General features: G+C 73.5%; 25 protein-coding genes. 8 read left to right on the top strand and 17 right to left on the bottom strand.

All coding sequences use genetic code 11. The features are described 5' to 3' along the window. The 6 genes from J5Y09_RS14500 to J5Y09_RS14525 are packed head-to-tail and all read right to left on the bottom strand — an operon-like array spanning window position 1 to window position 6,934. Window positions 1-1,500, bottom strand: coding sequence for a Ppx/GppA family phosphatase (locus tag J5Y09_RS14500; protein WP_245217128.1), 1,500 nt, complete (start codon window positions 1,498-1,500; stop codon window positions 1-3). Window positions 1,501-1,504: 4 nt separating this feature from the next. Then, window positions 1,505-3,670 carry an RNA degradosome polyphosphate kinase gene (locus J5Y09_RS14505; protein WP_209352516.1) on the bottom strand — a complete coding sequence of 722 codons (2,166 nt, stop codon included), beginning with the start codon at window positions 3,668-3,670 and terminating at the stop codon, window positions 1,505-1,507. 28 nt (window positions 3,671-3,698) lie between these two features. Then, window positions 3,699-4,436 carry an HdaA/DnaA family protein gene (locus J5Y09_RS14510; RefSeq protein WP_209352517.1) on the bottom strand — a complete coding sequence of 246 codons (738 nt, stop codon included), beginning with the start codon at window positions 4,434-4,436 and terminating at the stop codon, window positions 3,699-3,701. Further along, on the bottom strand, window positions 4,433-5,596 hold the full coding sequence (locus J5Y09_RS14515) for an AI-2E family transporter (protein ID WP_342451485.1): 1,164 nt from the start codon (window positions 5,594-5,596) through the stop codon (window positions 4,433-4,435). Before J5Y09_RS14515 ends, J5Y09_RS14510 begins: the two co-directional genes overlap by 4 nt. Beyond that, window positions 5,593-6,201 carry a CDP-alcohol phosphatidyltransferase family protein gene (locus J5Y09_RS14520; protein ID WP_245217129.1) on the bottom strand — a complete coding sequence of 203 codons (609 nt, stop codon included), beginning with the start codon at window positions 6,199-6,201 and terminating at the stop codon, window positions 5,593-5,595. Before J5Y09_RS14520 ends, J5Y09_RS14515 begins: the two co-directional genes overlap by 4 nt. Beyond that, window positions 6,185-6,934: a hypothetical protein gene (locus J5Y09_RS14525; RefSeq protein ID WP_209352519.1), complete on the bottom strand. Its 750-nt coding sequence runs from the start codon at window positions 6,932-6,934 to the stop codon at window positions 6,185-6,187. The genes J5Y09_RS14520 and J5Y09_RS14525 overlap by 17 nt, the downstream gene beginning before the upstream one ends. Window positions 6,935-7,033: 99 nt before the next feature. Between J5Y09_RS14525 and purM the strand changes: the two genes are divergently transcribed. From purM to J5Y09_RS14540, 3 genes are read left to right on the top strand one after another with little or no spacing between them, the layout of a single operon-like run. Further along, window positions 7,034-8,110: a phosphoribosylformylglycinamidine cyclo-ligase gene (gene purM / locus J5Y09_RS14530; RefSeq protein WP_245217140.1), complete on the top strand. Its 1,077-nt coding sequence runs from the start codon at window positions 7,034-7,036 to the stop codon at window positions 8,108-8,110. Next, window positions 8,107-8,790 (top strand): phosphoribosylglycinamide formyltransferase, encoded by a 684-nt coding sequence (gene purN / locus J5Y09_RS14535; protein ID WP_209352521.1) that lies wholly within the window; start codon window positions 8,107-8,109, stop codon window positions 8,788-8,790. The genes purM and purN overlap by 4 nt, the downstream gene beginning before the upstream one ends. A 31-nt stretch (window positions 8,791-8,821) precedes the next feature. Next, window positions 8,822-8,977 (top strand): aa3-type cytochrome c oxidase subunit IV, encoded by a 156-nt coding sequence (locus J5Y09_RS14540; RefSeq protein WP_209352522.1) that lies wholly within the window; start codon window positions 8,822-8,824, stop codon window positions 8,975-8,977. Between the two features lie 13 nt (window positions 8,978-8,990). On the opposite strand, the gene J5Y09_RS14545 is transcribed toward J5Y09_RS14540, so the two are convergent. Beyond that, a complete protein-coding gene (locus tag J5Y09_RS14545; RefSeq protein WP_209352523.1) occupies window positions 8,991-9,776 on the bottom strand; it encodes an EAL domain-containing protein in 786 nt (261 codons plus the stop codon). Window positions 9,777-9,847: 71 nt separating this feature from the next. Beyond that, a complete protein-coding gene (gene ndk, locus J5Y09_RS14550) occupies window positions 9,848-10,270 on the bottom strand; it encodes a nucleoside-diphosphate kinase (RefSeq protein WP_209352524.1) in 423 nt (140 codons plus the stop codon). Window positions 10,271-10,388: 118 nt separating this feature from the next. On the opposite strand from ndk, the gene J5Y09_RS14555 reads away from it, so the two are divergent. Next, window positions 10,389-12,254 carry an ABC-F family ATP-binding cassette domain-containing protein gene (locus tag J5Y09_RS14555; protein ID WP_209352525.1) on the top strand — a complete coding sequence of 622 codons (1,866 nt, stop codon included), beginning with the start codon at window positions 10,389-10,391 and terminating at the stop codon, window positions 12,252-12,254. Between the two features lie 6 nt (window positions 12,255-12,260). Here the strand turns inward: J5Y09_RS14555 and J5Y09_RS14560 are convergent, their stop codons facing one another. Next, the gene (locus tag J5Y09_RS14560) at window positions 12,261-12,440 is read right to left on the bottom strand and encodes a hypothetical protein (protein ID WP_209352526.1); all 180 of its coding nucleotides are present in this window, start codon (window positions 12,438-12,440) and stop codon (window positions 12,261-12,263) included. 178 nt (window positions 12,441-12,618) lie between these two features. Here J5Y09_RS14560 and J5Y09_RS14565 point away from each other — a divergent pair, with 178 nt between their 5' ends. After that, entirely contained in the window at window positions 12,619-13,584 is a 966-nt protein-coding gene (locus J5Y09_RS14565) for a Bug family tripartite tricarboxylate transporter substrate binding protein (protein WP_209352527.1), read from the top strand. On the opposite strand, the gene J5Y09_RS14570 is transcribed toward J5Y09_RS14565, so the two are convergent. From J5Y09_RS14570 to J5Y09_RS14590, 5 genes are all read right to left on the bottom strand, one after another. Beyond that, window positions 13,568-14,983 carry a Hint domain-containing protein gene (locus J5Y09_RS14570; protein WP_209352528.1) on the bottom strand — a complete coding sequence of 472 codons (1,416 nt, stop codon included), beginning with the start codon at window positions 14,981-14,983 and terminating at the stop codon, window positions 13,568-13,570. The two genes, J5Y09_RS14565 and J5Y09_RS14570, sit on opposite strands and share 17 nt — an antisense overlap. A gap of 128 nt (window positions 14,984-15,111) precedes the next feature. Beyond that, on the bottom strand, window positions 15,112-15,561 hold the full coding sequence (locus tag J5Y09_RS14575; RefSeq protein ID WP_209352529.1) for a DNA polymerase III subunit chi: 450 nt from the start codon (window positions 15,559-15,561) through the stop codon (window positions 15,112-15,114). Window positions 15,562-15,565: 4 nt separating this feature from the next. Next, the gene (locus tag J5Y09_RS14580) at window positions 15,566-15,982 is read right to left on the bottom strand and encodes a hypothetical protein (RefSeq protein ID WP_209352530.1); all 417 of its coding nucleotides are present in this window, start codon (window positions 15,980-15,982) and stop codon (window positions 15,566-15,568) included. A 10-nt stretch (window positions 15,983-15,992) separates the two neighbouring features. Beyond that, window positions 15,993-17,432, bottom strand: coding sequence for a leucyl aminopeptidase family protein (locus J5Y09_RS14585; RefSeq protein ID WP_209352531.1), 1,440 nt, complete (start codon window positions 17,430-17,432; stop codon window positions 15,993-15,995). 6 nt (window positions 17,433-17,438) lie between these two features. Beyond that, window positions 17,439-18,917: a leucyl aminopeptidase gene (locus tag J5Y09_RS14590; RefSeq protein ID WP_209352532.1), complete on the bottom strand. Its 1,479-nt coding sequence runs from the start codon at window positions 18,915-18,917 to the stop codon at window positions 17,439-17,441. A gap of 116 nt (window positions 18,918-19,033) precedes the next feature. Here J5Y09_RS14590 and cysQ point away from each other — a divergent pair, with 116 nt between their 5' ends. Beyond that, entirely contained in the window at window positions 19,034-19,801 is a 768-nt protein-coding gene (cysQ, locus tag J5Y09_RS14595; protein ID WP_209352533.1) for a 3'(2'),5'-bisphosphate nucleotidase CysQ, read from the top strand. Then, on the top strand, window positions 19,798-20,769 hold the full coding sequence (locus J5Y09_RS14600) for an L-threonylcarbamoyladenylate synthase (RefSeq protein ID WP_209352534.1): 972 nt from the start codon (window positions 19,798-19,800) through the stop codon (window positions 20,767-20,769). The genes cysQ and J5Y09_RS14600 overlap by 4 nt, the downstream gene beginning before the upstream one ends. 54 nt (window positions 20,770-20,823) lie before the next feature. Here the strand turns inward: J5Y09_RS14600 and J5Y09_RS14605 are convergent, their stop codons facing one another. Beyond that, window positions 20,824-21,786 carry an alpha/beta hydrolase gene (locus J5Y09_RS14605; RefSeq protein ID WP_209352535.1) on the bottom strand — a complete coding sequence of 321 codons (963 nt, stop codon included), beginning with the start codon at window positions 21,784-21,786 and terminating at the stop codon, window positions 20,824-20,826. 106 nt (window positions 21,787-21,892) lie between these two features. Here J5Y09_RS14605 and J5Y09_RS14610 point away from each other — a divergent pair, with 106 nt between their 5' ends. Then, entirely contained in the window at window positions 21,893-22,873 is a 981-nt protein-coding gene (locus tag J5Y09_RS14610) for a Bug family tripartite tricarboxylate transporter substrate binding protein (RefSeq protein WP_209352536.1), read from the top strand. Between the two features lie 53 nt (window positions 22,874-22,926). Here J5Y09_RS14610 and J5Y09_RS14615 read toward each other — a convergent pair whose 3' ends face one another. Continuing rightward, complete coding sequence (locus J5Y09_RS14615; RefSeq protein WP_209352537.1) at window positions 22,927-23,976, bottom strand: alpha/beta fold hydrolase; 1,050 nt, start codon at window positions 23,974-23,976, stop codon at window positions 22,927-22,929. Window positions 23,977-24,061: 85 nt separating this feature from the next. Then, on the bottom strand, window positions 24,062-25,405 hold the full coding sequence (locus J5Y09_RS14620) for an RtcB family protein (protein ID WP_209352538.1): 1,344 nt from the start codon (window positions 25,403-25,405) through the stop codon (window positions 24,062-24,064). Window positions 25,406-25,523: the final 118 nt, after the last annotated feature.

Below are 25,523 nucleotides of genomic sequence, written 5' to 3' on the forward strand. Positions count from 1 at the left end.
TCAGCCCGCCACTTCCACCGCTGCCTCCAGCCCCAGCGTCGCCGCCAACGCCTCGACGCGCCGCAGCACGCTTTCGCCGGCGAAGACGCCGCTGCCCTCGACCAGCCGCAGCACCAGCCTGCCGCCGTCGCGCGCCAGCGCCGTGCCCGAGAGCAGTTCCGGCGTGCCGCCCGACAGCGTGTAGGCGAGCCGCAGCGCCGCGCCGAGGATCTCCGCCCGCCGCACCGCGGGCACGTCCAGCAGCACCCGCGCCGCGGCCAGGAAGCCCGCGTCGGGCCCGGCCTCGTAGCGCAGCGCGACGGCCATCGCGAGGAAGGCGCGCGCATGGTGGTCGAGCCCGACGCCGGGCTGGCGCAGCACGCGGAAATAGGCGTGCTCGGCGCGGTAGTCGGGGTGGTCGTGGCTGCCGATGTCGCTGACCCAGCAGGCGGCGCTGCGCAGGCCCGCCTCGGCGATGCTCTCGCGCTCGAACAACCCCTCGGTCCAGGCGGCGAGCGCGGGCGGCAGGCGGGGTTCGCGGCCGAAGCGTTCGGACAGGTCCTGGGCCGCGGCGATCAGCGGTTCGCGCGCGCGCTCGGCGGGGGCGATCTGCGTCGCGTACCAGCCCTCCCGCAGGCCGTTGGCGCTGAAGACAACGCGGCGCGCGCCGGATGCGCGCAGCAGGCGACGCATCACCATCGCCGCCCAGGGCAGGTCGCCCAGCCGCTTGGTCGGCGCGCCGGGCATGCGTTCCAGCGTGCGGCGCGTCGCCGCCATCACCACGCCGGCGAGGTCGCGCGCTTCCTCCCGCGACAGCACGTAGTGGTGCACGATCGACAGCGGATAGGCGGTCTGCGCGATGTGGATGCGCGCCAGCGCGCGCCAGGCGCCGCCCACCAGGTACAGGTCGCGCCCGGCCGATTCCGCGAGCCAGTCGACGCGGGAGAGTTCCTCGGTCGCGTAGGCGCGGCCGCGCTGGATGTCGCCGCCGACGCGTTCCGAAAGGCGGATGGCGCCGAGCGGCAGGCTCACCGCGCGCCCGGCGCGGCCGGCGGAGAGTTCCACGAGTTCGAGCGACCCGCCGCCGATGTCGCCCAGCACGCCGTCGGCCTCGGGGAAGCCGAGCAGCACGCCATCGGCCGACAGCAGCCCTTCCTGCTGGCCGGTCAGCACGCGGATCGACAGGTCGGGCAGCCTTTCGCGCAGCGCGGCGACGAAGGCCGCGCCATTCGCCGCGTCCCGCACCGCGGCGGTGGCCAGCACCTCGACCGGGTCGGCGCCCATGGCGCGCGCGACGGTCGCGTAGCGGACCATGACGGTCAGCGCCTGCTCGACCGCTTCCTCGTTCAGCAGGCCGGTCGCCTGCAATCCGCGGCCGAGGCCGAGCACCGCCTTCTCGTTGAAGATGGGCAGCGGGTTGCGGCCGCGTCCCTCGAAGACGACGAGGCGGACGGAGTTGGAGCCGAGATCGACGACCGCCGACCGCGGCGCGCGCGGCCCGCCCGGCATCACGCTGTCCATGGGGTCAATCCTGCAGCACCCGGTCCGGCCGCTGGCGGCGCTGCGCGCCCTTGAGCGCGCTGCCCCGGCCGGACAGGGAGGGGTTGGTCATGAAGTATTCATGCGCCGAGACGGCCTTGTCGCCGGCCTTGAGGCGCGTCCAGCCGCCATCGGGGCCGAGCTGCCAGGACTGCATCGAATCCCTGAGGTTCACGACCATGATCTGGTCGAGCACCTGCGCGTGCACCGTCGCGTTCTCGACCGGCACCATGGTCTCGACGCGCCAGTCCATGTTGCGCGCCATCCAGTCCGCGCTGCTGATGAACACCTTGGCGCGGCGGGAGGGCAGGCGGTGCCCGTTGCCGAAGGCGCAGACGCGCGAATGTTCGAGAAACCGCCCGACGATCGACTTGACGCGGATGTTCTCCGACAGCCCCTTCACGCCCGGGCGCAGGCAGCAGATGCCGCGCACCACCGCGTCCACCTTCACTCCGGCGCGGGACGCGGCGTAGAGCGCGTCGATCAGCGTCTCGTCGACCAGGCTGTTCATCTTGATCCAGATCGCCGCCGGCTTGCCTTCGCGCGCGAAGGCGATCTCCTGCTCGATCATGGCGAGCAGCGTGGGGCGGATGGTCAGCGGCGCGAAGGCGAGCTTCTCCATGCTCTCGGGCCTTGCGTAGCCGGTCATGAAGTTGAACAGCTTCGCCGCGTCGCGCGTCAGCGCCGGGTCGGCGGTGAAGTAGGACAGGTCGGTGTAGATGCGCGCCGTGACGGGATGGTAGTTGCCCGTGCCGAAATGCGCGTAGGAGCGGAGGTTCTGCCCTTCCCGCCGCACGACGAGCGAGACCTTGGCGTGCGTCTTCAGCTCGACGAAGCCGAACACCACCTGCACGCCGGCCGCTTCCAGTTCGCGGGAGAGCGCGATGTTGCGCTCCTCGTCGAAGCGGGCCTTCAGCTCGACGATGCCGGTCACGCTCTTGCCGGCTTCCGCCGCCTCGATCAGCGCCTTGGCGATCGGGCTGTCGCGCGTGGTGCGGTAGAGCGTCTGCTTGATCGCGACGACGTTCGGGTCGCGCGCCGCCTGGCGGAGGAACTGCACCACCACGTCGAAGGATTCGTAGGGGTGGTGGACGACGATGTCCTTCGCGCGGATCGCCGCGAAGCAATCCCCGCCGAAATCGAGGATGCGTTCGGGAAAGCGCGGCGTGTACGGCGTGAACAGCAGGTCAGGCCGGTCGTCCACGATCAGCTGCGTCAGGTCCGACAGGCCGAGCAGCCCGTCCACGATGAAGACCTCCGCGCGCGGCGCCTGCAGTTCCTCGGTCACGAAGTCGACCATGTCGGCCGGCGTCGCGGCGGTGACGGAAAGCCGGATCGGTCGGCCGCGCCGGCGGCGCTTCAGCGCGGTCTCGTAGGAGCGGACGAGGTCCTCCGCCTCCTCCTCGAATTCCACGTCGGTGTCGCGGATCACGCGGAACAGGCCCGTCTCGGCCGGGATGAAGCCGGGGAACAGGCGATGGAGGAAGAGGATGATGAGTTCCTCGAGCAGCACGAAGCGGATCGCCTGCTCGCCCTCGCGCGCCGGCAGGCGGACGAAGCGCGGCACCTGCGGGGGCAGCGGCAGCAGCGCGCGCATCGTGCCGCCATCCTCCTCCCGCACCAGCTTCAGCACCATGCACAGCGACAGGTTGGCGATGAAGGGGAAGGGATGCGCCGGGTCGACCGCGAGCGGCGTCAGCACCGGGAAGACGCGCTCGACGAACCAGGCGTCGAGCCATTCGCGGTCCGCCGCGTCGAGTTCCGCCGGTTCCACCAGCGCGACGCCCGCCGCGCGCAGCAGGCCGCGCAATTCCTGCCAGGCCGCCTGCTGGCCGCCGATCAGCGCCTGCGCCCGCTCATGGATCGCGACCAGCTGCTGCGTCGGCGTCCGCCCGTCATGGCTCAGCTTGATGATGCCCGCGCGTTCCTGCCCGACGAGGCCGGCCACGCGCACGGAATAGAATTCATCCAGGTTCGACGCCGAGATCGCGACGAAGCGCAGCCGTTCCAGCAGCGGGTGGCGGGGGTTCTCCGCCTCATCCAGCACGCGCTGGTTGAAGGCGAGCCAGGACAGCTCCCGGTTGATGAAGCGGTCCGGGCTCGTCAGCAAGGCGGTCGCCTCGTCGGCGACGGTGGGGACGGCGTCGTTCATGCGCGGCGGTCCAAGGTCATGGCGCAGGCTACAGCAGGGGGGGCGCCGCGGGCGAGGGCGCGGGTCCATTTGTCTCGGAAGCATCACCATCCGGCGCTTCCCCGAAGCCCTCCCACCCCGCCAGGGCGGCGCGGGCGAGCGCGCGCGTGACCGGCCCGCGCGCGACGAGCGCGGCGCGATCGAGCCGCGCGGCGGCCTCGGCGATGCTCGCCGCGTCCCGCGCCAGGCGCGCGAGCAGCCAGGCCTGCACCTCGGCGGCCACGCGCAGCTGCCGGTCGGCGAAATGCTTGGCGAGCAGCGCGGCGAGCAGGTCCTCCCCCGGCGTGCCGATGCCCACGGCGAGCGTGGCGCGCAGCCGGCTCGCGAGGTCGGGCAGCGCCACGGGCCAGCGCGCCGGCGCCTCCCGGGCCAGCAGCAGCAGCCGCTCGCCGCGCTCGGCGCACAGGTTGACCAAGTGCAGCAGCGCCGTCTCCTCCGGCACCGCATCCGCGTCGTCGAGCACCGTCCCGCCGGGCGCGGGGTCCGGCAGGCCGCGCAGCGCGGGGCCGATGAGCAGCCGCCAGCCGCGCGCGGCGACCACCGCCCGGCCGAGATGGGACTTGCCGACGGAGGCCGGGCCGAAGATCGCCAGCCGCCCGAGCGGCCAGCTGTCCGGCCGGTCGGCCAGCGCCAGCGCCTCGGCATTCGAGGCATCCTCGAGCAGGTCCGCCCGGTTCGAGGACAGCGACAGCGGCAGCGGCAGCGGGAACTGGCGCGCCCCCGTCACGTGCCCGTCCGGGGCGGGTCGAGATACAACGGGCTTTCGAGGTAGCGGCGCAGCCAGTAGCGCGCGACGACGCCGAGGGCGGCGGCCATCGGCACGGCGAGCAGCACGCCGAGGAAGCCGAAGGCGACACCACCGGCGAACAGCGCGAAGATGACCCAGACCGCGTGCAGTTCCACCCGGTCGCCCAGCAGGTAGGGGTAGATCACGTAGCCTTCGATCGTCTGGCCGACGACGAAGATGCCGACGATCACCAGCACCTCGTTCCAGCTGCCGAACTGGCCGATCGCCAGCAGCACCGCCACCGCGAAGCCGGTCAGGGAGCCGACATAGGGGATGAAGGTCAGCACGCCGGCCATCAGCCCGACCGTCAGGCCCAGTTCAAGCCCCGCCAGCTGCAGCGCGATGGCGTAGAACACGCCAAGCGCCGCGCAGCACAGCAGCTGCCCGCGCAGCCAGGCCGAGAGCACCCGGTCGGTGTCGCGCGCCAGTTGCCGCAGCACCGACGCGTTGCGCCGCGGCAGCCAGGATTCGATGCGCGCGAGCATCGCCGCCCAGTCGCGCAGCAGGTAGAAGGCGACCACCGGCACGACGACCAGCAGCGTGAAGACCTGGAACAGCGCGAAGCCGCCGCCGATCAGCCGCGTCGCCGCCGTGCCCAGCCAGGCGAGCATCGAGCCCGCCTGGGTGATGGCGAGTTCCCGCAGCCGCTGGTCCACCATCTCCGGCCCCAGCGCTTCCTCGAGCCGGATCAGCCCGTCGCGCAGCACGGCGCCGACGCCGGCGATGTAGGTGGGCAGCCGCTGCACCAGGATGCCGAGCTGGGCGAGGATCAGCGGATAGAACAGCAGGACGGCGAGCAGCCCGACCGTCATCAGCACGAAGATCAGCAGGAAGGCGCCCAGCCCGCGACGGATGCCGATGCGCGCGAGCCGCGTCGCCAGCGGGTCGAGGAAATAGGCGATGACCGCGGCGAGCACGAAGGGGGTCAGGATCCCCTGGAACAGCCACAGCGAGAAGAGCAGCGCGCCGGCCAGCCCCAGCACCAGCGCCGAGCGCTGCGCGCGCGTGGCGGTGCGCGGTGCGGACGGCGGCGGGAAGCGCGCCGGCGGCACCGCGGGCGGGCCGCCGGGCTTCGCGGGGGGGCGCGGCGCGTCGCTCACGGCGGGTGGTCCCCGGTCAGCCGCGCCGCCTGCAGCACGTAGGCCGCGCCCGAGGCGAGCGTGGTGAAGGCGACGAGCCCGATCATGAAGGCGAGCAGCCCCGGCGCCGCGAGCCCGAAGCCCTTGAGCAGCAGCGCCAGCGCCGCGAGCGCGATCTGCGCCGCCGTATTGGCCTTGGAGACCAGGATCGGCCGGATGCGCGCCGGCACGCCGAGCACCCAGAGGAAGATGACGCCGCCCACGATCAGCAGGTCGCGGAACACGACCAGGATGGCGAGCCAGTCCGGCAGCACCCCGATTGCGGCCAGCGTGACGTAGACCGAGACGAGCAGCGCCTTGTCGGCCACCGGGTCGAGCAGCGCGCCGAGCGCCGAGCGCGCGTTCCACACCCGCGCCAGCCAGCCATCGACCGCGTCCGACACCCCGGCCGCGACGAAGACGAGGAAGGCGAGGTCGAGCCGGTGCTGCAGCATCAGCCACACCGCCGCCGGCACGGCGCAGAGCCGTGCGAGCGTGATGAGGTTCGGCACGGTGAAGAGCCCCGCCTCGACATCCGCCGAGGCTGGCGCCGCCGGCCTGCGGACGCGGTCAGGAGCGTCCGGCAAGACCCACCCGCCAGGCATCGCCCGGCGCCCCCGATCCCGGGGTCATGCTGACGCCCTGGCGGGCGAATTCCTCGGCCGCCACGCCCGGCGCGGCCCGCAGGGACAGCCGCAGCCGCGCCCGGTCGGTCGAGATCGCGACGACCTCGAACCGCGCCGCGCCGGCCTTCAGCCGCCGGCGCAGTTCGAGCCAGTCCTGCAGCGAGTCGTAGAGCGCCACCGCCTCCACCGTCGCCGCGACCGGCACGGGGCCGGGCGGGCGGCCCGCATCCCCGGGGGCGGTGCCGCCGCCGGTCCCGCCGCCCGTCCCGCCGCCTTCGCCGGCGATCGAGGTGCCGGCCAGGGCGCGCACGCGGCCCGGGTTGAAGTTCACGGTGATGCGGCCGGTGTAGCGCGTGGGCGCCGTCCGCTCCTCCTCGATGATGATCGAGGCGGTCATCTGCTCGATCTGCGCGTCGGACAGCTGCCGGGAGATGCCGGCGGAGGCCGCGAGTCGCTCCCACGCCGCGCGGCGGCCGTTGGCCAGCGCCCTTTCGCGGGCGATCACGCCGTTCTCGGCCGTCGCCTCGGCGGGCACGCCGCGCTGGGTGAAATTGATCGTCGCGGGCGCGGCGGGCGTGTCCTGCGCCCGGGGCGCGGCAAGCGGCGCGACGAGCATGAGCAGCAGGGCGGTTGCGAAGCGGCCCGCCCTATGGTTCCTGTCGCGCGCCCGCGCGGTGCGGGACCTGGCCGGCATCGCGTTCCCCAACCCCTTCATGCCGGCCGTGATGGCCGGCGCCTCGGCACAGCCGCAGATGGCGCGCCCGCGCCAGCCATTAGCCGATCGGAGGCCGCCCTGACCAGTTCCCCGTCTTCCCCCCTCACCTACCGCGCCGCGGGAGTTGATATCGAGGCCGGCGACGCGCTGGTCGATGCGATCAAGCCGCTCGCCCGCGCCACCGACCGGCCGGGCACCATGGGGGGCCTCGGCGGCTTCGGCGCCCTGTTCGACCTCAAGGCGGCGGGCTTCACCGACCCGGTGCTCGTCTCCTCCACCGACGGCGTCGGCACCAAGCTGCGGGTCGCGATCGATGCCGGGCGGCATGACGGGGTCGGCATCGACCTCGTTGCCATGTGCGTGAACGACCTGGTGGTGCAGGGGGCGGAGCCGCTCTTCTTCCTCGACTACTTCGCCACCGGCGCGCTCGACCCCGCCGCGGCGCGGGACGTGATCGCGGGCATCGCCGAGGGGTGCCGCCTCGCGGGCTGCGCCCTGGTGGGCGGCGAGACGGCCGAGATGCCGGGGATGTACGCGAAGGGCGACTACGACCTGGCCGGCTTCGCGGTGGGGGCGGCGGAACGCGGGCGCCTGCTGCCGGCCGGCGTCGCGCCGGGCGACGCGCTGCTGGGGCTGGCCAGTTCCGGCGTGCATTCCAACGGCTTCTCCCTGGTGCGCCGGGTGCTGGAGGCGCGGGGGATGTCGCTGGCCGACGACGCGCCCTTCGCGCCCGGCCTGTCCCTCGGCACCGCGCTGCTGGCGCCGACGCGCATCTACGTGAAGCCGCTGCTGGCGCTGCACCGGGCGGGGCAGCTGAAGGCGGCCGCGCACATCACCGGCGGCGGCTTGCCGGGCAACGTGCCGCGCGTGCTGCCGAAGGGCATGACGGCGGCGATCGACGCGCGCGGCTGGCCGGTGCCCCCGGTCTTCGCCTTCCTGGCCGAGGCCGGGAACATCGCGGCGGAGGAGATGCTGCGCGTCTTCAACTGCGGCCTGGGCATGGTGCTGGCCGTGCCGGGCGACCGCCGGGAGGAAGCGGCGGCGATGCTGTCGGCGGCAGGCGAGACGGTCTACCGCATCGGCGCGATCGAGGCCTCCGACGGGCCGGCCGAGGTGCGGATCGACAACCTGCCGGATGGCTGGCCGCGCGCATGACCGGGCGGCGCGCCCGCGTCGCGGTGCTGATCTCCGGGCGCGGCTCCAACATGGCCGCGCTGCTCGCCGCCGCGGCCGACCCGGCCTATCCGGCCAAGATTGCGCTCGTGCTGTCGAACCGCGCGGATGCGGCGGGGCTTGCCCACGCCGCGGCGCGGGGCGTGCCGACGGCGGTGGTCGAAAGCCGCGCCTTCCGCGGCGACCGGGCGGGGTTCGAGGCGGCGATGGAGGCCGAGATCGCCCGCCACGACGCGCGGATCATCGCGCTGGCCGGCTTCATGCGGGTGCTGACGGAAGGCTTCGTCGCGCGCTGGGAAGGGCGGATGATCAACGTCCACCCGTCCCTGCTGCCGGCCTTCCCGGGGCTCGACACCCATGAAAGGGCGCTGGCCGCCGGGGTCCGCCTGCATGGCTGCACGGTGCACCTGGTGACGGCCGGGGTGGATGAGGGGCCGATCCTCGCCCAGGCCGCCGTGCCGGTGCTGCCGGGCGACGACGCGGCGAGCCTCGCCGCGCGGGTGCTGGAGCAGGAACACCGGATCTATCCGGCCGCGCTGGGCTGGCTCGCGGCGGGCCGGGTGCGGGTCGAGGACGGGCGCGCGCTGGTCGATGGCGTCGCGCCGGCGGCCGGCGCGCTCGTGAACCCCTTGCCCTCTGGCGCCGCTGTTCCTAAACGCTGAGGGCAATATCGAGACCGGTTGGGGATTCATCGTGGCCGAACAGCAATCCTACGAATTCGTCGAAGTGAAGGCCGCGGACATCATGGCCGAGCGCCAGGCGCTGTGGGACGGCTTCACGCGCTTCGTCACGATCGGGACGGGCGCGACCATCGTCGTCCTGGTGCTGATCTACCTGCTCTGGGGCTGAAGCCCCGCCGGGTTCAGGCGGCGAGCGGGCCGGGGCGGCCGAGCAGCCAGCCCTGCAGCGCGTCGCAGCCGGCATCGCGCAGGACGCGCATCTGGCCGGCCGTCTCCACCGCTTCCGCCACCGTGGTGGCGCCGAGCGCATGGGCCATCTCCACGACCGAGGCGATCGCGGTGCGCGCGCGGTCCGTGCCCTCATCCTCGAGGCCCGAGGTCAGCGCGGCATCCAGCTTGACCACGGCAAAGGGAATGTCGCGCAGCGCCCGGGCCGAGCCCGCCGCGCCGCCGAAATCGTCGAGCGAGACCACCATGCCCAGGCCGCGCAGCTCGGCCGCCAGCGCCGCCGCGCCGGCAAGGTCGGCGACCACCGCCGCTTCCGGCAGTTCGAGCACGATGCCGCGCGGGTCGGCCCCCGTGGCGGCGAGCGCGGCGCGCACCATCGGCCCGGCATGGCCCTTGAGCAGCCCGCCGGCCGAGATGTTCACGGACAGGTAGGGCCCGCCCTCGGGCCAGGTGGCGCGCAGGCGGAAGGCGCCGACCATGACCCAGGCATCGAGCGCGATGCCGCGCCCGACGGATGCCGCGATGGCCAGGATCTCCCGCGGCGGGATGGCCCCGCGCACCGGGTGGTCCCAGCGCAGCAGCGCCTCGTAGCCGACGGGGGCGAGGCTGGCGGCGGCGCAGATCGGCTGGAGGTCGAGCCGCAGGCCGCGGCCGCCGGCGGCAAGTGCCGCGGCAAGGTCCGCCCCGAGGTCGGGCGGAACCGCCTCGTCGGGGTTCGCCTGTGCCGCCATGCCGTCCATTGCCCGCTCCAGGTGTGGGCGGGCACTAAGGCATGGCGGCGATTAACGGCGCGTTTGCGCCGTACGGCGGTTCAGCCGACCAGTTCGGTGCCGGCGAAGAAGTAGGCGATCTCGATCGCCGCGTTCTCCGGGCTGTCGGACCCGTGCACGGAATTCGCCTCGATGCTCTCGGCGAACAGCTTGCGGATGGTGCCCTCGGCCGCGTTGGCGGGGTTGGTCGCGCCCATCAGCTCGCGGTTCTTGGCCACCGCGTCCTCGCCTTCGAGCACCTGCACCACGACGGGGCCGGAGACCATGAAGTCCACCAGGTCGTTGTAGAAGGGGCGGGCGGCATGCACTTCATAGAACTTCTTGGCGTGCGCGCGGGACATCCAGATGCGCTTCTGCGCGACGATGCGCAGGCCGTTCTTCTCGAAGATGGCGTTGATGGCGCCCGTCAGGTTCCGCCGCGTCGCGTCCGGCTTGATGATGGAGAAGGTGCGTTCGATGGCCATGGGGCTTTGTCCTCGGGTCCGTGCTGGATCGGCCGGCCGGATAGGCGGGATGGGGCGCGCGCGCAACCCCCGCGCGGCGCCTGACACGGGCGGCCGGGACGGCTAGAAGCGGCGTTCCATGACCGTCCTTACCATCCGCGACCTGACCATCCGCATCGCCGGCCGGACGCTGCTCGACGGCGCCGACCTGCAGATCGACACCGGCCGCAAGGTCGGCCTGGTCGGGCGGAACGGCGCGGGCAAGTCCACCCTGCTGCGCGCCATCACCGGGGAATTGCAGCCGGACGGGGGCGACATCCGCCTCGCCCAACGCGCGCGCATGGGCCATGTGGCGCAGGAAGCCCCGGGGGGGGAGGAAAGCCTGCTGGAGATCGTGCTCGCCGCCGATACCGAGCGCGCCGCCCTTCTCGCCGAGGCCGAGGCCGCGACCGACCCCGCGCGCATCGGCGAGATCCACGACCGGCTGATCGCCATCCGCGCCGACAGCGCGCCGGCGCGCGCGGGCGCCATCCTCTCGGGCCTTGGCTTCGACGCCGCGGCGCAGGCGCGGCCCTCGCGCGAATTCTCCGGCGGCTGGCGGATGCGCGTGGCCCTCGCCCGCGCGCTGTTCCTCGAACCCGACCTGCTGCTGCTCGACGAACCGACCAACCACCTCGACCTCGAGGCGACGATGTGGCTCGAGGGCTGGCTGCAGCGCTTCGGCGGCGCGGCCATCATCGTCAGCCACGATCGCGGGCTGCTGGAACGCTGCGTCGACGCCATCGCGCATCTCGATCGCGGCGACATCACGCTTTATCCCGGCAGCTTCGCCGACTTCGTGCGCATCCGCGCCGAGCGCCAGGCGCAGCAGGTGGCCCAGAACACGAAGGTCGCGGCGGAACGCGCCCGCATCCAGGCCTTCGTCGACCGCTTCCGCGCCAAGGCGACCAAGGCGCGCCAGGCGCAGTCCCGGCTCAAGGCGCTGGAACGCCTGCCGCCGGTCGAAGCGCTGGTGGAGGACGCGCCGGTCCGCTTCGCCTTCCCCGCGCCGGAGGAACTCGCCCCGCCGATCCTGTCGCTGACCGGCTGCGCGGCCGGCTATGGCGGGCCGCCCATCCTGCGCGATCTGAACCTGCGCCTGGACCAGGACGACCGGATCGCGCTGCTCGGCGCCAACGGCAACGGCAAGTCGACGCTGGCGAAGCTGTTCGCCGGGCGGCTCAAGCCCGAAGGCGGCACCGCCTTCCGCACCCGCGGCCTGCGCGTCGGCTATTTCGCCCAGCACCAGGCGGAGGAACTCGACCTTACCGGCACGCCGCTGACCCATGTGCAGGCGGCACTCCCCAAGGCGACCGAGACGCAGTGCCGCGCGCAGCTCGCCCGCTTCGGCCTCGACGCCGACCGGGCGGAGACGCGCATCGGCGCGCTGTCGGGGGGCGAGAAGGCGCGGCTGCTGCTCGCGCTGACCACGCGCGACGCGCCGCATCTGCTGATCCTCGACGAACCCACCAACCATCTCGACATCGATGCGCGGGAAGCGCTGGTGAAGGCGCTCGCCGAATTCGGCGGCGCGGTGCTGCTCATCACCCACGACCCGCACCTGGTGGAACTCGTCGCCGACCGGCTCTGGCTGGTGGCGGACGGCACCGTGACGCCCTTCGACGGCGACCTCGACGACTATCGCGGGCTGCTCGCCGAACGCGCCCGCGGCGGCGCGCGGGCCGAATCCGGCGGGGCCCGCGCGGGCGCGCGCCGCGAACGCGCCGATGCGCGCAGCGCCAACGCCCCGCTGCGCGCCCGGCTGAAGGAGATCGAGGCGGCGCTCGAGAAGCTGGCGCGGGAGGACGCGCTGATCGAGAAGCGCCTGTCCGACCCCGACACCTATGCCCGCTTCAAGCCCGAGGACATCACCTGGGCGAACACGCGCCGCGCGGCGATCGCGCACCGCGTGGAGCAGCTCGAGGAGGAATGGCTCGACCTTTCGGCCCGGCTGGAAGCCGCCTGACCGCCGCTACTTGGCGGCGCAGACCTCGCGCGGGGCGGGGGCGGGCAGTTCTTCCTCGGCGAGCGTCCGCCGCATGAAGGTCGGCCACAGCGCGCGTCCGGTCGGCGGCTCCGACGGCGCGCTGGCCTTGCGCGCCGCGACGCCTTCGGTCCGAGCGGTCAGCCGAATCGGGTCATTGCTGCCCATCACGCCACTCCCCTCGTCGTTAGCTCGCGAGTTCGCCCTTACAGGACGGTAAGCCCCGCGCGCGGCCGAATGCAACGAAAGCTTGGTGACGATTCGCGACCGTCTGGACCCGGCGCGCGGGATCGGCCAACAGGATCGCGACACCGGCGCCCGGGACGCGCCGGAGGAGGAGACCGCAATGATCCGCCGCCGCAGCCTGATCGCCGCCCCTGCCCTCGCCCTGCCCTTCGCCGCGCGGGCCCAGGCCTGGCCGACGCGCCCGGTGCGCATCGTCGTCGCCTATCCGCCGGGCGGGTCCACCGACGTGCTCGCCCGCACCCTGGCCGCGGCGCTGCAGGAGGACATCGCGGGCAGCGCCTTCGTGGTGGACAACCGCGCGGGCGGCGCCGCCGTGGTCGGCACCCACGCGGTCGCGCAGGCGGCGGCGGATGGCTACACCCTCTCGCTCGGCAACAACCAGACCCATGCCGCCAACGCGGCGATGCTCCCTTCCCTGCCCTTCGACCCGGTGGCGGATTTCGCGCCGATCGCGCGGCTCGCCGCCGTGCACCACGCGCTGGTCGTGCCGGCGAACGGGCCGCGGACGCTGGCCGAGCTCGCCGCCAAGGGGAAGAACGGCGGGCGCGTCACCTACGCTTCCTCCGGCGCCGGGTCCGCGAGCCACGTGATCGCCGAGACCTTCGTGCGGCGCGAAGGGATGGACGCGACGCATGTCCCCTATCGCGGCGGCGCCCAGGCGACGACGGACACGGTCGCGGGCACGGTCGACTTCTTCGTCTCCACCTGGCCGCAGGTGGTGGCACTCGTGCGGGACGGGCGGCTGCGCGCGCTGGGCATCGGCGCGCCGGCCCGCCTGGCCGAGACGCCGGACGTGCCGACCTTCGCCGAGGCCGGCGCGCAGGACCTCGCGGTCGATGCCTGGTTCGGGATGTGGGCCCCGGCGCGCACGCCGGGGGCGATCGTCGCGCGGCTGTCGGACGCGCTGGTCGCGATCCTCGCCCGGCCGGCCATGCAGGAAAGGCTGACCGGCCAGGGCTTCGTCGCGGCGCCGATGCCCGCCGCCCCCTTCGCCGCCTTCCAGCGGGAGGAGGTGGAGCGCTGGCGCCGCATGGTCGAGATCACCGGGATCAGGCTGCAGGGCTGACCCTGGCCGGCGCGGCCATGGCGCGGCGCGCGGCAAGGCCCGCGCGCAGGCGGTCAAGCGCCGGGCCCTCGCCGATGCGCGGCGCGCAGCCTTCGCGGAAGCAGCCTTCCGCCGGCGCGAAATCGGCATGGAGGGCGACGATCAGCCCGCCATTCTCGAAATTCTGGCGGTTGCCCATCTCCAGGTAGGATTCGGCCGGCGCGCCTTCGGCGAGCAGGACGTCGTGGCGTTCCAGCTCGACATGGAAGTAGGTGACGCGGCCGCGCGGCGGGGTGCGCAGGATGGTCCGGCCATCCACCAGCAGCCCGGCGGGCACCAGCACGCCATCGACCAGCAGCGCATGCTCGGGGGACACGCGCAGCGGCCGGTGCGGCACGCCGGCGCCGAGCGCGCCGGGCAGCACCAGGATGGGCGCGACGGCGGCGCCGCGCGGATGGGTCCGCAGGTCTACGCCGCGACGGCCCAGCCAGCGCACGGGCGCGAGGCCGGCCCCGCCCATGAGCGTCACGACGAGGTCGCCGGCGCGCAGCGTCTCGACCGGCCGTTCGCCCGCCGCGGTCAGGATCATGGTGCCGGCGGCGAAGCAGGTGACCTGGAGGCTGCCGTTCCGGAACTGGACGGTGCCGTTGAAGTTGTGGAAGCGGATGTCGTAGCCGCCGCCCTGGATGACGTCGTCATAGGGGCGCTGCGCGCCGCCGGCGAACACCGTGCCGCTGCCGCTGGTGGTCCACCAGGGCTTGATCTCGTCGTCGATGAAGACGGTGTCGTCCCCGCCGCCGCTGCCGTCGATGTAGACGGTGCCGTGGTTCTCGAGGTCCTTCACCACGTCGTCGCCGGCGCCGGGGACGATGTAGTCGGACCCGCCATCGCTGAAGATGGTGTCGTCGCCGCGGCCGCCGAGCAGCGATTCGGCGTTGTTGCCGCCGACCAGCCGGTCGTCGTCGTCGCCGCCGTCGAGGAGGTTGATGCCCTCCCCGCCATCGAGCACGTCGTCGCCGGCACCGCCAAGGAGCGTGTCGTCGTTGCTGCCGCCTTCGAGGCTGTCATCGTCCGCGTCGCCGTCGAGCAGGTCGTCGCCGCTGTCGCCGATCAGCCGATCCTCGCCATCCTGGCCGAGCAGCGTGTCGTCGTTGCTGCCGCCTTCGAGGCTGTCATCGTCCGCGCCGCCATCGAGCAGGTCGTCGCCGCTGTCGCCGATCAGCCGATCCTCGCCATCCTGGCCGAGCAGCGTGTCGTCCTGGGAGCCGCCTTCGAGCCTGTCCTCGTCGTCGCCGCCGAGCAGGCTGTCGTCGCCCGACTGGCCGCGGAGCGTGTCGTCGCCGCCCCGGCCGAGGATGGTGTCGCCGGCCGAGCCGCCGTCCCGCCTGTTGTCGGTGTCATTGAGGATGATGGGGGGCACCGCGCGATCTCCTGCCTGGCCCGTCAGGCATGGCAGGCCGGGCGGGTCGCGCAGTCGTTACGATATCATTTCTGTTACTGCAACGGAATATTTTTGATACACTTTTGTCGGACCCGTGAGGCCACGCTTCAGCCCTTCTTCTCCCAGCCCCCCGCCCCCTGCTGCCAGTAAGTCAGCGCGTGCCCCGCCGCCTTCGCCGCCTTCCACCGCGCCCGCGCGGCGGCGACCGCGCTCTCCTCCGCCCCGTCGAACAGGTCGAGCACGCGGTCGTATTCGGCCAGCCGCGCGCTTTCCGCCCCATCGACCAGGAAGAGGAAGCGCGCGCCGTTGGCCGGCGCGATGTCCGCCGTGCCGATCAGGATGGGCTGCATCGCGTCGGCCTCCCCCCCCGCCATGCCGTGCGGCAGCCAGTCGGGGTCGGGCACGGTCCAGAGCGCGGCGTCGAGCGCCTTGGCGCGCTCCTCCTCCCCGCACAGCACGAAGGCGCGGCCGGCGCCGGCCACGACGCGGCCGAGCAGCTTCGCCAAGGCGAGGTCCAGCCGCGTGCGCGTCAGGTGGTAGAAGCCGATCTCGGCCATGGCGCTACTTGGTGGGCAGGCCGGCGGCCTGGCAGTTCAGGCGGTACCAGTTGTAGGCCGGCACGGCGTCGCGCGGCGCGCGGAACCAGGTCTCGAAGAACAGCGTGCCGCCCTGCTCGACCGTCGCGCGGTTGAAGACGAGCCGCGCCTGGCCTGGGTCGTTCGGCTCGGGGAAGCTGATCAGCCGCACCGAGACGCCGGGCGCGGTGGGCGCGAAATCCGTCGTCGAGCGGTTGCCGTTCTGCAGCGTCAGCACGACGCGCTGCACCGTCCCGCCCTGGGCCAGCACTTCATAGGCGGTGGCGGGCATGACGCCCGGCGCGTTCGATCCATCGACGCGCTGGCAGGGCAGCAGCGCCTGCGCGCCGGCCGCCGCGGGCAGCAGCAGGAGGCCAAGCAGGGAGGCGATCATCGGACGCATGGCGGTTCCCTCACGGTTCCTCCTCGAACCTTAGCGCAACAAGCCGGTCGAGCAGCCTGGCTCCGAAGCCGGTCGGGCCGGCGGGGCCCGCCGCATGCGGCTCATCCGCCGTCTCCACCCCGGCGATGTCCAGATGCGCCCAGGGCAGGTCGCCGGTGAAGCGGGAGAGGAACCAGGCCGCATGCGCCGCGTCGGGGATCATCCGCCCGCCCATCGCGCCCGAGCCCGCCGGGGCGCATTGCTTCAGGTCGGCGATGTCCGACCGCAGATCCTCGGCCAGCCTGTCGCCGATCGGCATGGGCCATAACCGTTCGCCCACCGCCTCCCCCGCCGCCGCGACGGAGGCCAGCAGCGCCGCGTCGCGGCCGAACATCCCGGCACGATGGTGGCCGAGCGCGGTGACGATCGCGCCGGTCAGCGTGGCGAGGTCCACCACCGCGCGCGGCGCGAAGGCGGCGATGGCGTGGTGCAGCGCGTCCGCCAGCACGAGCCGGCCCTCGGCATCGGTGTCGATCACCTCCACCGTGCGTCCCGACGCGGTGCGGATCACGTCGCCGGGGCGGTAGGAACCCGCGCCGGTCGCGTTCTCGGCAATCGCCAGCACCGCGACCGCGGGCGCGGGGGACCGCCGGCGCGCGAGCGCCAGCATGGCCCCCGCGCAGGCGGCCGCGCCCGCCATGTCGGCGCGCATCGCCTCCATCCCGTCGGCACCCTTGATGGAGATGCCGCCGGTGTCGAAGACGATGCCCTTGCCGACGAAGGCGACGGGCGGCAGCGGCAGCGTGCCGGGCCAGCGCAGCACGACGAGGCGCGGCGGATCGGCCGCGCCGCCGCCCACCGCGAGCAACGCGCCGAAGCCGTGCCGCTGCAGCCAGCCCCGGCCATGCACCTCGACGCCCAGCCCCTCCGCCTTCGCCATGGCGGCGAGGCGTTCGGCGAAGCGGCGCGTCGTCAGGTGGTTGGCGGGCTCGGCCACGAGGTCACGGGCAAGAAGGCAACCGGCGATGCCGGGGGCGATGCGCGCGAAGGCCGCTTCGGCCGCCGCCACATCCTGCACATGCACCGTGGCCCGGCGGGGCGCGGCCGGCAGGTCGCGCGTGCGCAGCGCGTCGAAGCGCCATGCGCCCAGAGCGAGGCCGGCGGCGAGCGAGGCCGCCCCGGCCGCGGGGAAGGCGCGCGCGTCGAGGGTGACCTCCGCCATCTCCCCCACCGCGCGGATCGCCGCGGCGCCCGCGGACTCGAGCGCGAGCGGCGTGGCGGTGGCGCCGAGGCCGGCGAGGATGCGGCGCGGCGGGCCGGCGAGATCGAGCGTGGCACCTTCCGCCGCGTCGAAGCGCGCCGCGCGCACCGCATCGGCCAGAGCGGCCGGCGGCGCCTGGTCCTGCGCCAGGGGCAGGATGACGGGCCGCCCCGCCCCCGGCGCGCCGCGACGGAAGCGGAGGGCGATCACGCCGCGCTAGCCCTCGTAGTGCTCGGCGACCAGGCGGTCGAGCATGCGCACGCCATAGGCGGTGGCCCCCTTCGGCACGGTCGGCGTGTCCTTGCCGCTCCAGGCCGTGCCGGCGATGTCCAGATGCGCCCAGGGCTTGCCCTGCACGAAGCGCTGGATGAACTGCGCCGCGGTGATGGACCCGCCCGGCCGGCCGCCGACATTCTTCATGTCCGCGATGTCGGACTTGATCTGCTTGTCGTAGGCATCGCCGAGCGGCATGCGCCAGCAGGCCTCGCCCACCGCGCGGCCGGCGGCCTCGATGCGCTGCGCCAGCGTGTCGTCATTGGCGAACAGGCCGGCATGCTCGTGGCCGAGCGCGATGATGATCGCGCCGGTCAGCGTCGCGAGGTCGATCATGAAGCGCGGATCGTACTTCTCGATGCAGTAGTGGATGACGTCGGCGAGGACGAGGCGGCCTTCCGCGTCGGTGTTGATGACCTCGACCGTCTGGCCGGAGGCGGTCTTGACCACGTCGCCGGGCCGCTGCGCGGTGCCGGAGGGCATGTTCTCGACCAGCCCGACGATCCCCACGACGTCGGCCTTGGCCTTGCGCCCGGCAAGGGCCGCCATCAGCCCGATGACGGTGCCGGCGCCGGCCATGTCCCACTTCATGTCCTCCATGCCGCCGGCGGGCTTGATGGAGATACCGCCGGTGTCGAAGGTGACGCCCTTGCCGATGAAGGCGAGCGGCCGGCCGGCGGGCTTCTTGCCCTTGGGCGCGCCCATCCACTTCATCACCACCATGCGCGGCTCGTTGGCACTGCCCTGCGCCACGCCGAGCAGCGCGCCGAAGCCCAGGCGCTTCATCTCCCGCGGGCCCAGCACCTCGACCTCCACGCCGAGCTTGGTCAGCGCCTTGCAGCGCTCGGCGCATTCGACCGGCGTCAGCACGTTGGGGGGTTCGGAGACGAGGTCGCGGGTGAGGAAGACGCCGTCGGCGATCGCCTGCATCGGCGCGAAGGCGGCCTTGGCCTTGGCCGTCTCGGCGACGCCCATCGCCACGCGCTCGAGCTTCGGCTTGTCCTCCTCCTTCTCCGTCGTGCGGTAGCGGTCGAAACGGTAGGATTTCAGCGCGATGCCGAAGGCGACCGAGGCGGCCTGCGCGGCGGTGAGGCCATCGGCGGCGATGCTCGCTTCCCTTTCCATCGCCATGGAACCCGCGATGGTGCCGCCGACCGCCTCGAGCCCGGCGTCGGAGATCTCGGCCTCCTTGCCCAGGCCGATGGCGAGCACCTTGGACACGCCGCCCCCCGGCGCCCAGAGCGTCGTCGCCTGGCCCTTGCGACCCTTGAACTTCGCGGCTTCGAGCCCGCGCGCGATGGCGCCGCCCGCGGCCTTGTCCGCCTGCGCGGCCAGGCCCGAGAGCGGCGCCTCCTCGGCCAGCAGCAGCACGAGGGCACCGGCGCGCGGCAGGGCGGGCTTCACGAAGGCGATGTCGGGCATGGGGACTCCGCGGGCGAGGATTCGGATGATCGATGGATGACATTAGGGGCGGGGGCGGCGCCCGGCCAGGGTGGCGGGGCTTGCCCGCGCCGCGCCGCGCGGCCACACCCCGGACCATGGACGATGATGCCCTGCTCGACCTTGCCCGCCGGCTGGCCGCCGAGGCCGCCGCCGCGATCAGCGCGGTGCGCGCCGCCGGCTTCGCGGTGGAGCGCAAATCCGACCACAGCCCCGTCACCGAGGCCGACCGCATCGCCGAGGCGCTGATCGTCGAGGGGCTGCGCGACGCCGCGCCCCATATCCCCGTGATCGCGGAGGAGGAGATCGAGGCCGGCACCGCGCCGACCGACCCCGGGCACCGCTTCTGGCTGGTCGATCCGCTGGACGGCACGCGGGAATTCGCCGCGGGGCGGGACAATTTCGCGGTCAATGTCGGGCTGGTGGCGGATGGGCGGCCGGTGCTCGGCGCCGTCGCCCTGCCCGCCACCGGCGAAATCTTCTGGGGCCGCATCGGCGCCGGCGCCTTCAAGCGCGATCGCGACGGGACGGTGCGCCCCATCGCCGCCCGCCGCCCGCCGGCGGAGGGGCTGACCGTGATGGGCAGCCACCACTACCAGGACGACCCGCGCATGGGCCGCTTCCTGGAAGGCCGCCATGTCGCGCGCATCGTGAACATCGGCTCGGCGGAGAAATTCTGCCGCGTGGCGGAAGGCAGCGCGGACCTCTATCCGCGCTTCGGCCGCACCATGGAATGGGACACGGCCGCGCCGCACGCGGTGGTGGAAGCGGCGGGCGGACGCATCCGGCTGCTGGAAGGCGGCGGCGCGCTGGCCTACGGCAAGCGCGGCTGGGCCAATCCCGGCTTCGTCTGCGAGGGCGCATGACGCTGCGCCTTCGCCCCGAGGAGGTCGCGCGCGCGGCCGAATTGCTGCGCGCGGGCGAGCTCGTCGCCTTCCCCACCGAGACGGTCTACGGCCTGGGCGCCGATGCGCGGAACGGGCGCGCGGTCGCCGCAGTGTTCGAGGCGAAGGGGCGCCCGCATTTCAACCCGCTGATCTGCCACTTCGCGGAGGCCGAGGCCGCCTTCGCCGAAGCCCTGCCGGACGAGCGCGCCCGGGCGCTCGCCGCGCGCTTCTGGCCAGGGCCGTTGACCATGGTGCTGCCGCGCCGCGCCGAGTGCCGGATCGACCTGCTGGCCGGCGCGGGGCTCGATACGCTCGCGGTGCGGGTGCCGGCGCATCCGCTGGCCCTGGCGCTGATCCGCGCGGCGGAGGTGCCGGTCGCGGGGCCTTCGGCGAACCGTTCGGGCCAGGTGAGCCCGACGACGGCCGACCACGTGCTGGATGGGCTGGGCGGGCGCATCGCCGCGGTGCTGGATGGCGGGCCCTGCGCCGTGGGGGTGGAGAGCACCGTGCTCGACCTCGCCGCCGGCGGGGCCGCGCTGCTGCGGCCGGGCGGCGTGCCGGTGGAGGAGATCGAGGCGCTGATCGGCACCGTCGCGCGGCCGATCCCGATCGCGGCGGCGGAGCGCACGCGGTCGCTGCGCAGCCCGGGGATGATGCTGTCGCACTACGCGCCGTCGCTCCCCGTGCGGCTCGATGCGCAAAGCGTCGCGGCGGATGAGGCGCTGCTCGCCTTCGGCCCGCCGCTGCAGGGCGCGGGGGCGGCGTGGCAGATGTCCGAGGCGCGTGACCTGCGCGAGGCGGCGGCGCGCTTGTTCGCGGGGCTGCGCTGGCTGGATGCGGAAGGTCAGCGGCTGGGGCTTTCGCGCATCGCGGTGATGCGGGTGCCGATGGAGGGGCTGGGGGCGGCGATCAACGACCGGCTGGCGCGGGCCGCGGCGCCGCGGTGATCCGGGAGGGGCGCCGCCCCTCTCGGACCCTGCCCGCCAAAGGCCGGGGACGCTTCAGGACCAGAGGCCGCGCGCGACCAGCCAGTCCTGGACGAGCGTTGCCACATCGTCCGAATTTCGGTCCATCTGGATCATGTGGCTGTTGCCGCGGATGCCCCGCGCCGGCAGGTCCACCGCATCGACATGACCGCCGGCGCCGCGCACGGCATCGGCGAAGGCGAGGCCGCGCGCGCGGATCGCCGGCCAGCGCGCATCGCCCTCGATGTAGTCGCCGTAGATCATCAGCACCGGGATGCCGGCGAGCGCGGCGACCTTCTCCGCAAGCCCCGTGCTCGCCGGTTCGACCAGCACCAGCGCGCGCACCCGGTCCGGCCATTCCTGCGCCGCGCGCCAGGCGAAGAAGCCGCCCTGGCTGTGCGCCACCACCACCGAGGGCCCGACGCGATCGAGCAGCGCGCCATAGGCTTCGAGGGTCAGGTCGTCCGTCGTCGTGAAGCGCGGCACGCAGCCGCGGATGAAGTTGCACCAGGACGCCATGTCGGCGGGGAATTGCTGGCCCTCGAAGACGCGCCCGTCCTGCGGCGTGCCGGGGCCGATGCGGAAGCGCTCCCAGGGATTTTCCAGGGTGAGGGTCACGGGCACGCCGCACGTCTCCTCGGGGATGCGCATCCAGCCGGACCGGCCGCGTTCGACGGCGTCGGAGACGACGACCTCCCAGCCCTGGCGGAGGAAGAAATGCTGCCAGCCCTCGCGCCCGTCGGGCGTGGTTTCCCAGCAGGCGCCGGTCAGCCCGCCGCCGTGCCAGAGCATGAGCGGCGCGGCGCCGCGCTTCGGCGCGGGCTCCATCGCCTGCGCATACATCCCGCCGACGAGGTAGGTGCCGTTCGGGTCGAGCAGCGCCGGCGCGCTGCCGGGGGTGAACAGCACCTCCCGCGGCGGCTGGCCCTCGACGCGCACCTCCCGCCCGCCGACGTGAAAGGAGCCCCAGCGGGCGAGGGTGAGCGGTGGCCTGTGCATGGCGCGAGGATGGCGGCGGCCGGCCGGCGCCTCAAGCGGGGCGCGTGACGCGGCGGCGCGGGCACGGCATGATCGGGGCCAACAACCGTGTCTGGGAGCACGTCGCATGATCCGTCGCCGCACGCTGGCAGCCCTGCCGCTCGCCGGCCTGGCCGCCCACCCCGCCGCCGCGCAGGCGCCCTGGCCGAACCGTCCGCTGCGGATGGTCATCCCCTGGCCGCCCGGCCAGCAGACGGATGTCGCCGGGCGGCTCGTCGCGCAGATGCTGTCGGAGCGGCTCGGCCAGCCCGTGGTGCCGGACAACCGGCCGGGCGCGGGCGGGCAGATCGGCACCAACATCGTCGCGAAGGGCACGCCGGACGGCTACACGCTGCTGTCGGGCTCGCTCGGACCGATCACCTTCGGGCCGCTGGTCAGCCGCCCGCCCTATGACGTGGAACGGGAACTCGCCCCCGTCGCGATGTTCGGCGCCGCGCCCTTCATGGCGCTGGTGAAGGCGGATTCGCCGGTGCGCGACCTCAAGGGCCTTATCGACCTACTGAAGTCCCGGCCGGGCCACTACACGCACAATTCCTCGGGCGTCGCGGGGGCGCAGCACCTGGTGACCGCGCTGTTCCTCGCGAAGGCGGGGCTCGACGCGCTGCACGTGCCCTTCCAGGGCAGCGGGCCGGCGCTTGCCGCGCTGCTCGGCGGGCAGGTGGATTTCGGCTTCGACACGCCGGCGGCGGCGGGGCGGCTGGTGGCGGCGGGGCAGCTGCGCGCGCTCGGCGTGACGACCGCGGAGCCCTCGCCGCTGGTGGCCGGCGTGCCGCCGATCGCCTCGGCGGGCGGCGGGCTTGCCGACTACCACGTCGATTCCTGGGCGTCGGTGATGATGCAGGCGGGCACGCCGCAGCCGATCATCGACCGGGTGTTCAACGAGGTCCGCGCCGGCTTCGGCGCCGGGCCCGAGCTGAAGGATCGGTTCGCCAATATCGGCATGGCGGTCGATACGGTGCTCGGGCCGGAACCCTTCATGGCGCGGCTGCGGCGCGACTGGGCGACCTTCCGCCCGGTGATCGAGCGGCTCGGCATCCGCGCCGAATAGCGCGCGCCGCGGCACGATCCGGTCGCACGCGATCCGTGCGATCGGATGACGCTTCAGGGCAGCGTCGCGAGGAAGCGCGCGAGGTCGTCCCGCCAGAAGCGCGCATTGCCGGTGGTGCCGTGGCCGAGCGTCTCGGCGCTGGCCGGGATCAGCAGCAGGCGCGCATTCGGGATGCGCGCGATGGCGCGTTCCGTCAGGCCGGTCTCGGGCGGGTTGCGCTCGTCATCGGCGGAGTTGATGGCGAGCACGCGGGCGCGGATGCGATCGAGCCGCGGTTCCGGGTCGTAGTCGCGGCTCGCATCCCATTGCCAGAGGAAGTCGTTGGCGTCGCGCGGCGGCGGCGCGGAAAGGCGCTGGTCCACCAGCCGGTCGGCGGCCTCGCGCGTCGGCGCCAGGCGCTGCAGGTTCAGCGTGCCGCCATTGGTGCCCGTGCCGTACATGACGTTGGCGATGCGCAGCGACGGCGGCTGAGTCGTGTAGTTGCCGCCCATATAGGCGGGGTCCTGTCGCACCGTCTCGATCATCAGCCGGCGCATCATCCAGTTGCGGGAGGACATGGCGGTGGGCTGCGACGCCATGGGCACGATCGCGTCCATCATGTCGGGGAAGTTGGTGGCCCAGGTCCAGGCCATCATCCCGCCCATCGAGTTGCCGAGCACGAGGCGCAGCCGGCGGATGCCCAGCCCTTCGGTCACCAGCCGGTGCTGCGCGGCGACCATGTCGTCGTAGGTGTAGCGCGGGAAGGCGGCGCGCAGCCCGTCGGAGGGCTTGGACGAATTGCCCGTGCCGATCGAATCCGGGATGACGACGAAGTGGCGCGTCGCGTCGAGCGGCTGGCCGGGGCCGAACAGCTGCCCGCCGAAATTCGCCGCCAGCATGCCGCGCGCGGTGCCGCCCGTGCCGTGCAGGATCAGCACGGCGGGGTTCGCGGGATCGCCCAGCGTCACGTAGCCCTGGCGGAGATCCACCGTCTCCCCGCTGTGGAAGCGGAAGCCGGGGGCGGTCCACGTGCCCTCCCGCTGGCCGGGGAAGGCGGTCTGCGCCCCGGCGGGCGCGGCGAGCAGCAGCGGGAGCAGCAACGCGGCGCGGCGGACCAGGCGCATGGACGTTTCCTCCGGTGTCGTTGCCGGCAAGGCTAGACCCGGATCGGGGCGGGCCGCCACGTCGCCGCGACGGCCCGCCCGATGGTCAGTCCTTGAACGGGTCGAATTCCCCCGGCCCGGCCATCGCCACCGCGAAGGGGCGGAGGCGATGGAGGATGCGCACCGTCCCTTCGTGCCGCGCCAGCACGTCGGGCAGGCGGCGATAGGCCATCGGGCTTTCGTCGAGGTCCCCGCCCGAGACCATCACGCCGCGGCCGCGCAGCCATTCGTCCATCTCGGCCCGCGTGAAGCGGCGCAGCGCTTCCCGCCGCCCGAAGACGCGGCCCGCGCCATGGACGGTGGAGTAGAGCGAGGCGCGCGAGGCCTCGCTCTCCACCCCTTCCAGGATCACCGCGTCGTCGCCCATGGACCCGCCGACGAAGCCGCGCTGGCCGGGGAAGGCCGGCGTCGCGCCCTTGCGCACGACCCAGAGCTCGCGCCCGCCATGCCTCTCCTTCCACGCGTAGTTGTGGTGGTTGTGCACGGACTCCGTCACCGCGCCGCCGATGATGGCGCGCACGCGTTCCACCACCCATTCGCGGCCGGCATAGGCGTAGCGACCGGCGAGTTCCATCGCGGCGAGGTAGCGCTGGCCGAGCTCGCTGCCTTCGGCAACCACCGCGGGCGGGACATGCATCCCGTCCTGCCCGCCGGCGGCCTTCAGGTAGCGCGTGGCGCTGGTGTGCCCCAGGCCGCGGCTGCCGAAATGCACGCCGATCCAGACGAGGCCGGCCTCGTCCTCGAACAGGTCCACGTAGTGGTTGCCCGAGCCGACCGTGCCGAGCTGCGCCGCGGCCTTCTGGCGATAGTTCTCCATGCCGGAGGCGCGCCACGCCTCGCCGTCGTCGAGCAGCGGGTGCTCCACGCGCTCCTCGTTCGCGCGGCCGACGCCGAAGGAGATCACGCGGCGGATGTCGCCCAGGATCTCCGCCGCGCGGTCGCGCACCGCGGCGTAGGGCACATCGAGCCGCGCGGCCATGTTGCCGCAGGCGATGTCGAAGCCGACGCCGCTGATGCTCACCTGGCCTTCATAGGCGATGACGCCGCCGACCGGCTGCGCGTAGCCGAGATGGCCGTCGGCGCAGAGCGTGCCGGCGACGACGTTGCCCACGCGCATGCAGTTGCGCATCTGCGCGAGCGTGCCGTCCTCATGCGCGCCGAAGACGGCGAGCGGTGCGTCGCGATACGCCGCGGGCTGGTCGCCCAGCACGGCGCCGAGGCGCGCCTGCTCGGCGACCTGGTGCGCGGCGCGCGCGGCGTCGCGGAAGCCGGTCCAGGCCGGCATGGTCTTGCCCGGCCTGGCCGGGTTCGGGATTCGGGAATCGGGATCGAGGCCGGCGGCGATGGCCAGGTCGCGCGCACGCGCCTCCAGCGGATCGGAGGGACGCATCGGATATGCTCCGGGTGATGTGGTCAGTCGGGGAAGGAATGGCGCCCGCGGGCGCCGCGCGTGTCAGGCGAAGGGTCTGGCTTGCCGAGGGCCGTTCAAGCGGACCGGGCGCGGGGCC

It is taken from the genome of Roseomonas nitratireducens (assembly GCF_017813355.1).
In the GTDB taxonomy this organism is placed as follows: Bacteria; Pseudomonadota; Alphaproteobacteria; order Acetobacterales; family Acetobacteraceae; genus Neoroseomonas; species Neoroseomonas nitratireducens.

Coding starts and splice junctions, on each gene's coding strand:
- J5Y09_RS14610 (WP_209352536.1), top strand. CDS start 21,893: ATGATCCGTCGCCGCACGCTGGCAGCCCTGCCGCTCGCCGGCCTGGCC.
- ndk (WP_209352524.1), bottom strand. CDS start 10,270: ATGGCCATCGAACGCACCTTCTCCATCATCAAGCCGGACGCGACGCGG.
- J5Y09_RS14575 (WP_209352529.1), bottom strand. CDS start 15,561: ATGGCCGAGATCGGCTTCTACCACCTGACGCGCACGCGGCTGGACCTC.
- cysQ (WP_209352533.1), top strand. CDS start 19,034: ATGGACGATGATGCCCTGCTCGACCTTGCCCGCCGGCTGGCCGCCGAG.
- J5Y09_RS14545 (WP_209352523.1), bottom strand. CDS start 9,776: ATGGACGGCATGGCGGCACAGGCGAACCCCGACGAGGCGGTTCCGCCC.
- J5Y09_RS14580 (WP_209352530.1), bottom strand. CDS start 15,982: ATGCGTCCGATGATCGCCTCCCTGCTTGGCCTCCTGCTGCTGCCCGCG.
- J5Y09_RS14560 (WP_209352526.1), bottom strand. CDS start 12,440: ATGGGCAGCAATGACCCGATTCGGCTGACCGCTCGGACCGAAGGCGTC.
- J5Y09_RS14525 (WP_209352519.1), bottom strand. CDS start 6,934: ATGCCGGCCAGGTCCCGCACCGCGCGGGCGCGCGACAGGAACCATAGG.
- J5Y09_RS14600 (WP_209352534.1), top strand. CDS start 19,798: ATGACGCTGCGCCTTCGCCCCGAGGAGGTCGCGCGCGCGGCCGAATTG.
- J5Y09_RS14505 (WP_209352516.1), bottom strand. CDS start 3,670: ATGAACGACGCCGTCCCCACCGTCGCCGACGAGGCGACCGCCTTGCTG.
- J5Y09_RS14605 (WP_209352535.1), bottom strand. CDS start 21,786: ATGCACAGGCCACCGCTCACCCTCGCCCGCTGGGGCTCCTTTCACGTC.
- J5Y09_RS14565 (WP_209352527.1), top strand. CDS start 12,619: ATGATCCGCCGCCGCAGCCTGATCGCCGCCCCTGCCCTCGCCCTGCCC.
- purN (WP_209352521.1), top strand. CDS start 8,107: ATGACCGGGCGGCGCGCCCGCGTCGCGGTGCTGATCTCCGGGCGCGGC.
- J5Y09_RS14590 (WP_209352532.1), bottom strand. CDS start 18,917: ATGCCCGACATCGCCTTCGTGAAGCCCGCCCTGCCGCGCGCCGGTGCC.
- J5Y09_RS14620 (WP_209352538.1), bottom strand. CDS start 25,405: ATGCGTCCCTCCGATCCGCTGGAGGCGCGTGCGCGCGACCTGGCCATC.
- J5Y09_RS14615 (WP_209352537.1), bottom strand. CDS start 23,976: ATGCGCCTGGTCCGCCGCGCCGCGTTGCTGCTCCCGCTGCTGCTCGCC.
- J5Y09_RS14555 (WP_209352525.1), top strand. CDS start 10,389: ATGACCGTCCTTACCATCCGCGACCTGACCATCCGCATCGCCGGCCGG.
- J5Y09_RS14500 (WP_245217128.1), bottom strand. CDS start 1,500: ATGGACAGCGTGATGCCGGGCGGGCCGCGCGCGCCGCGGTCGGCGGTC.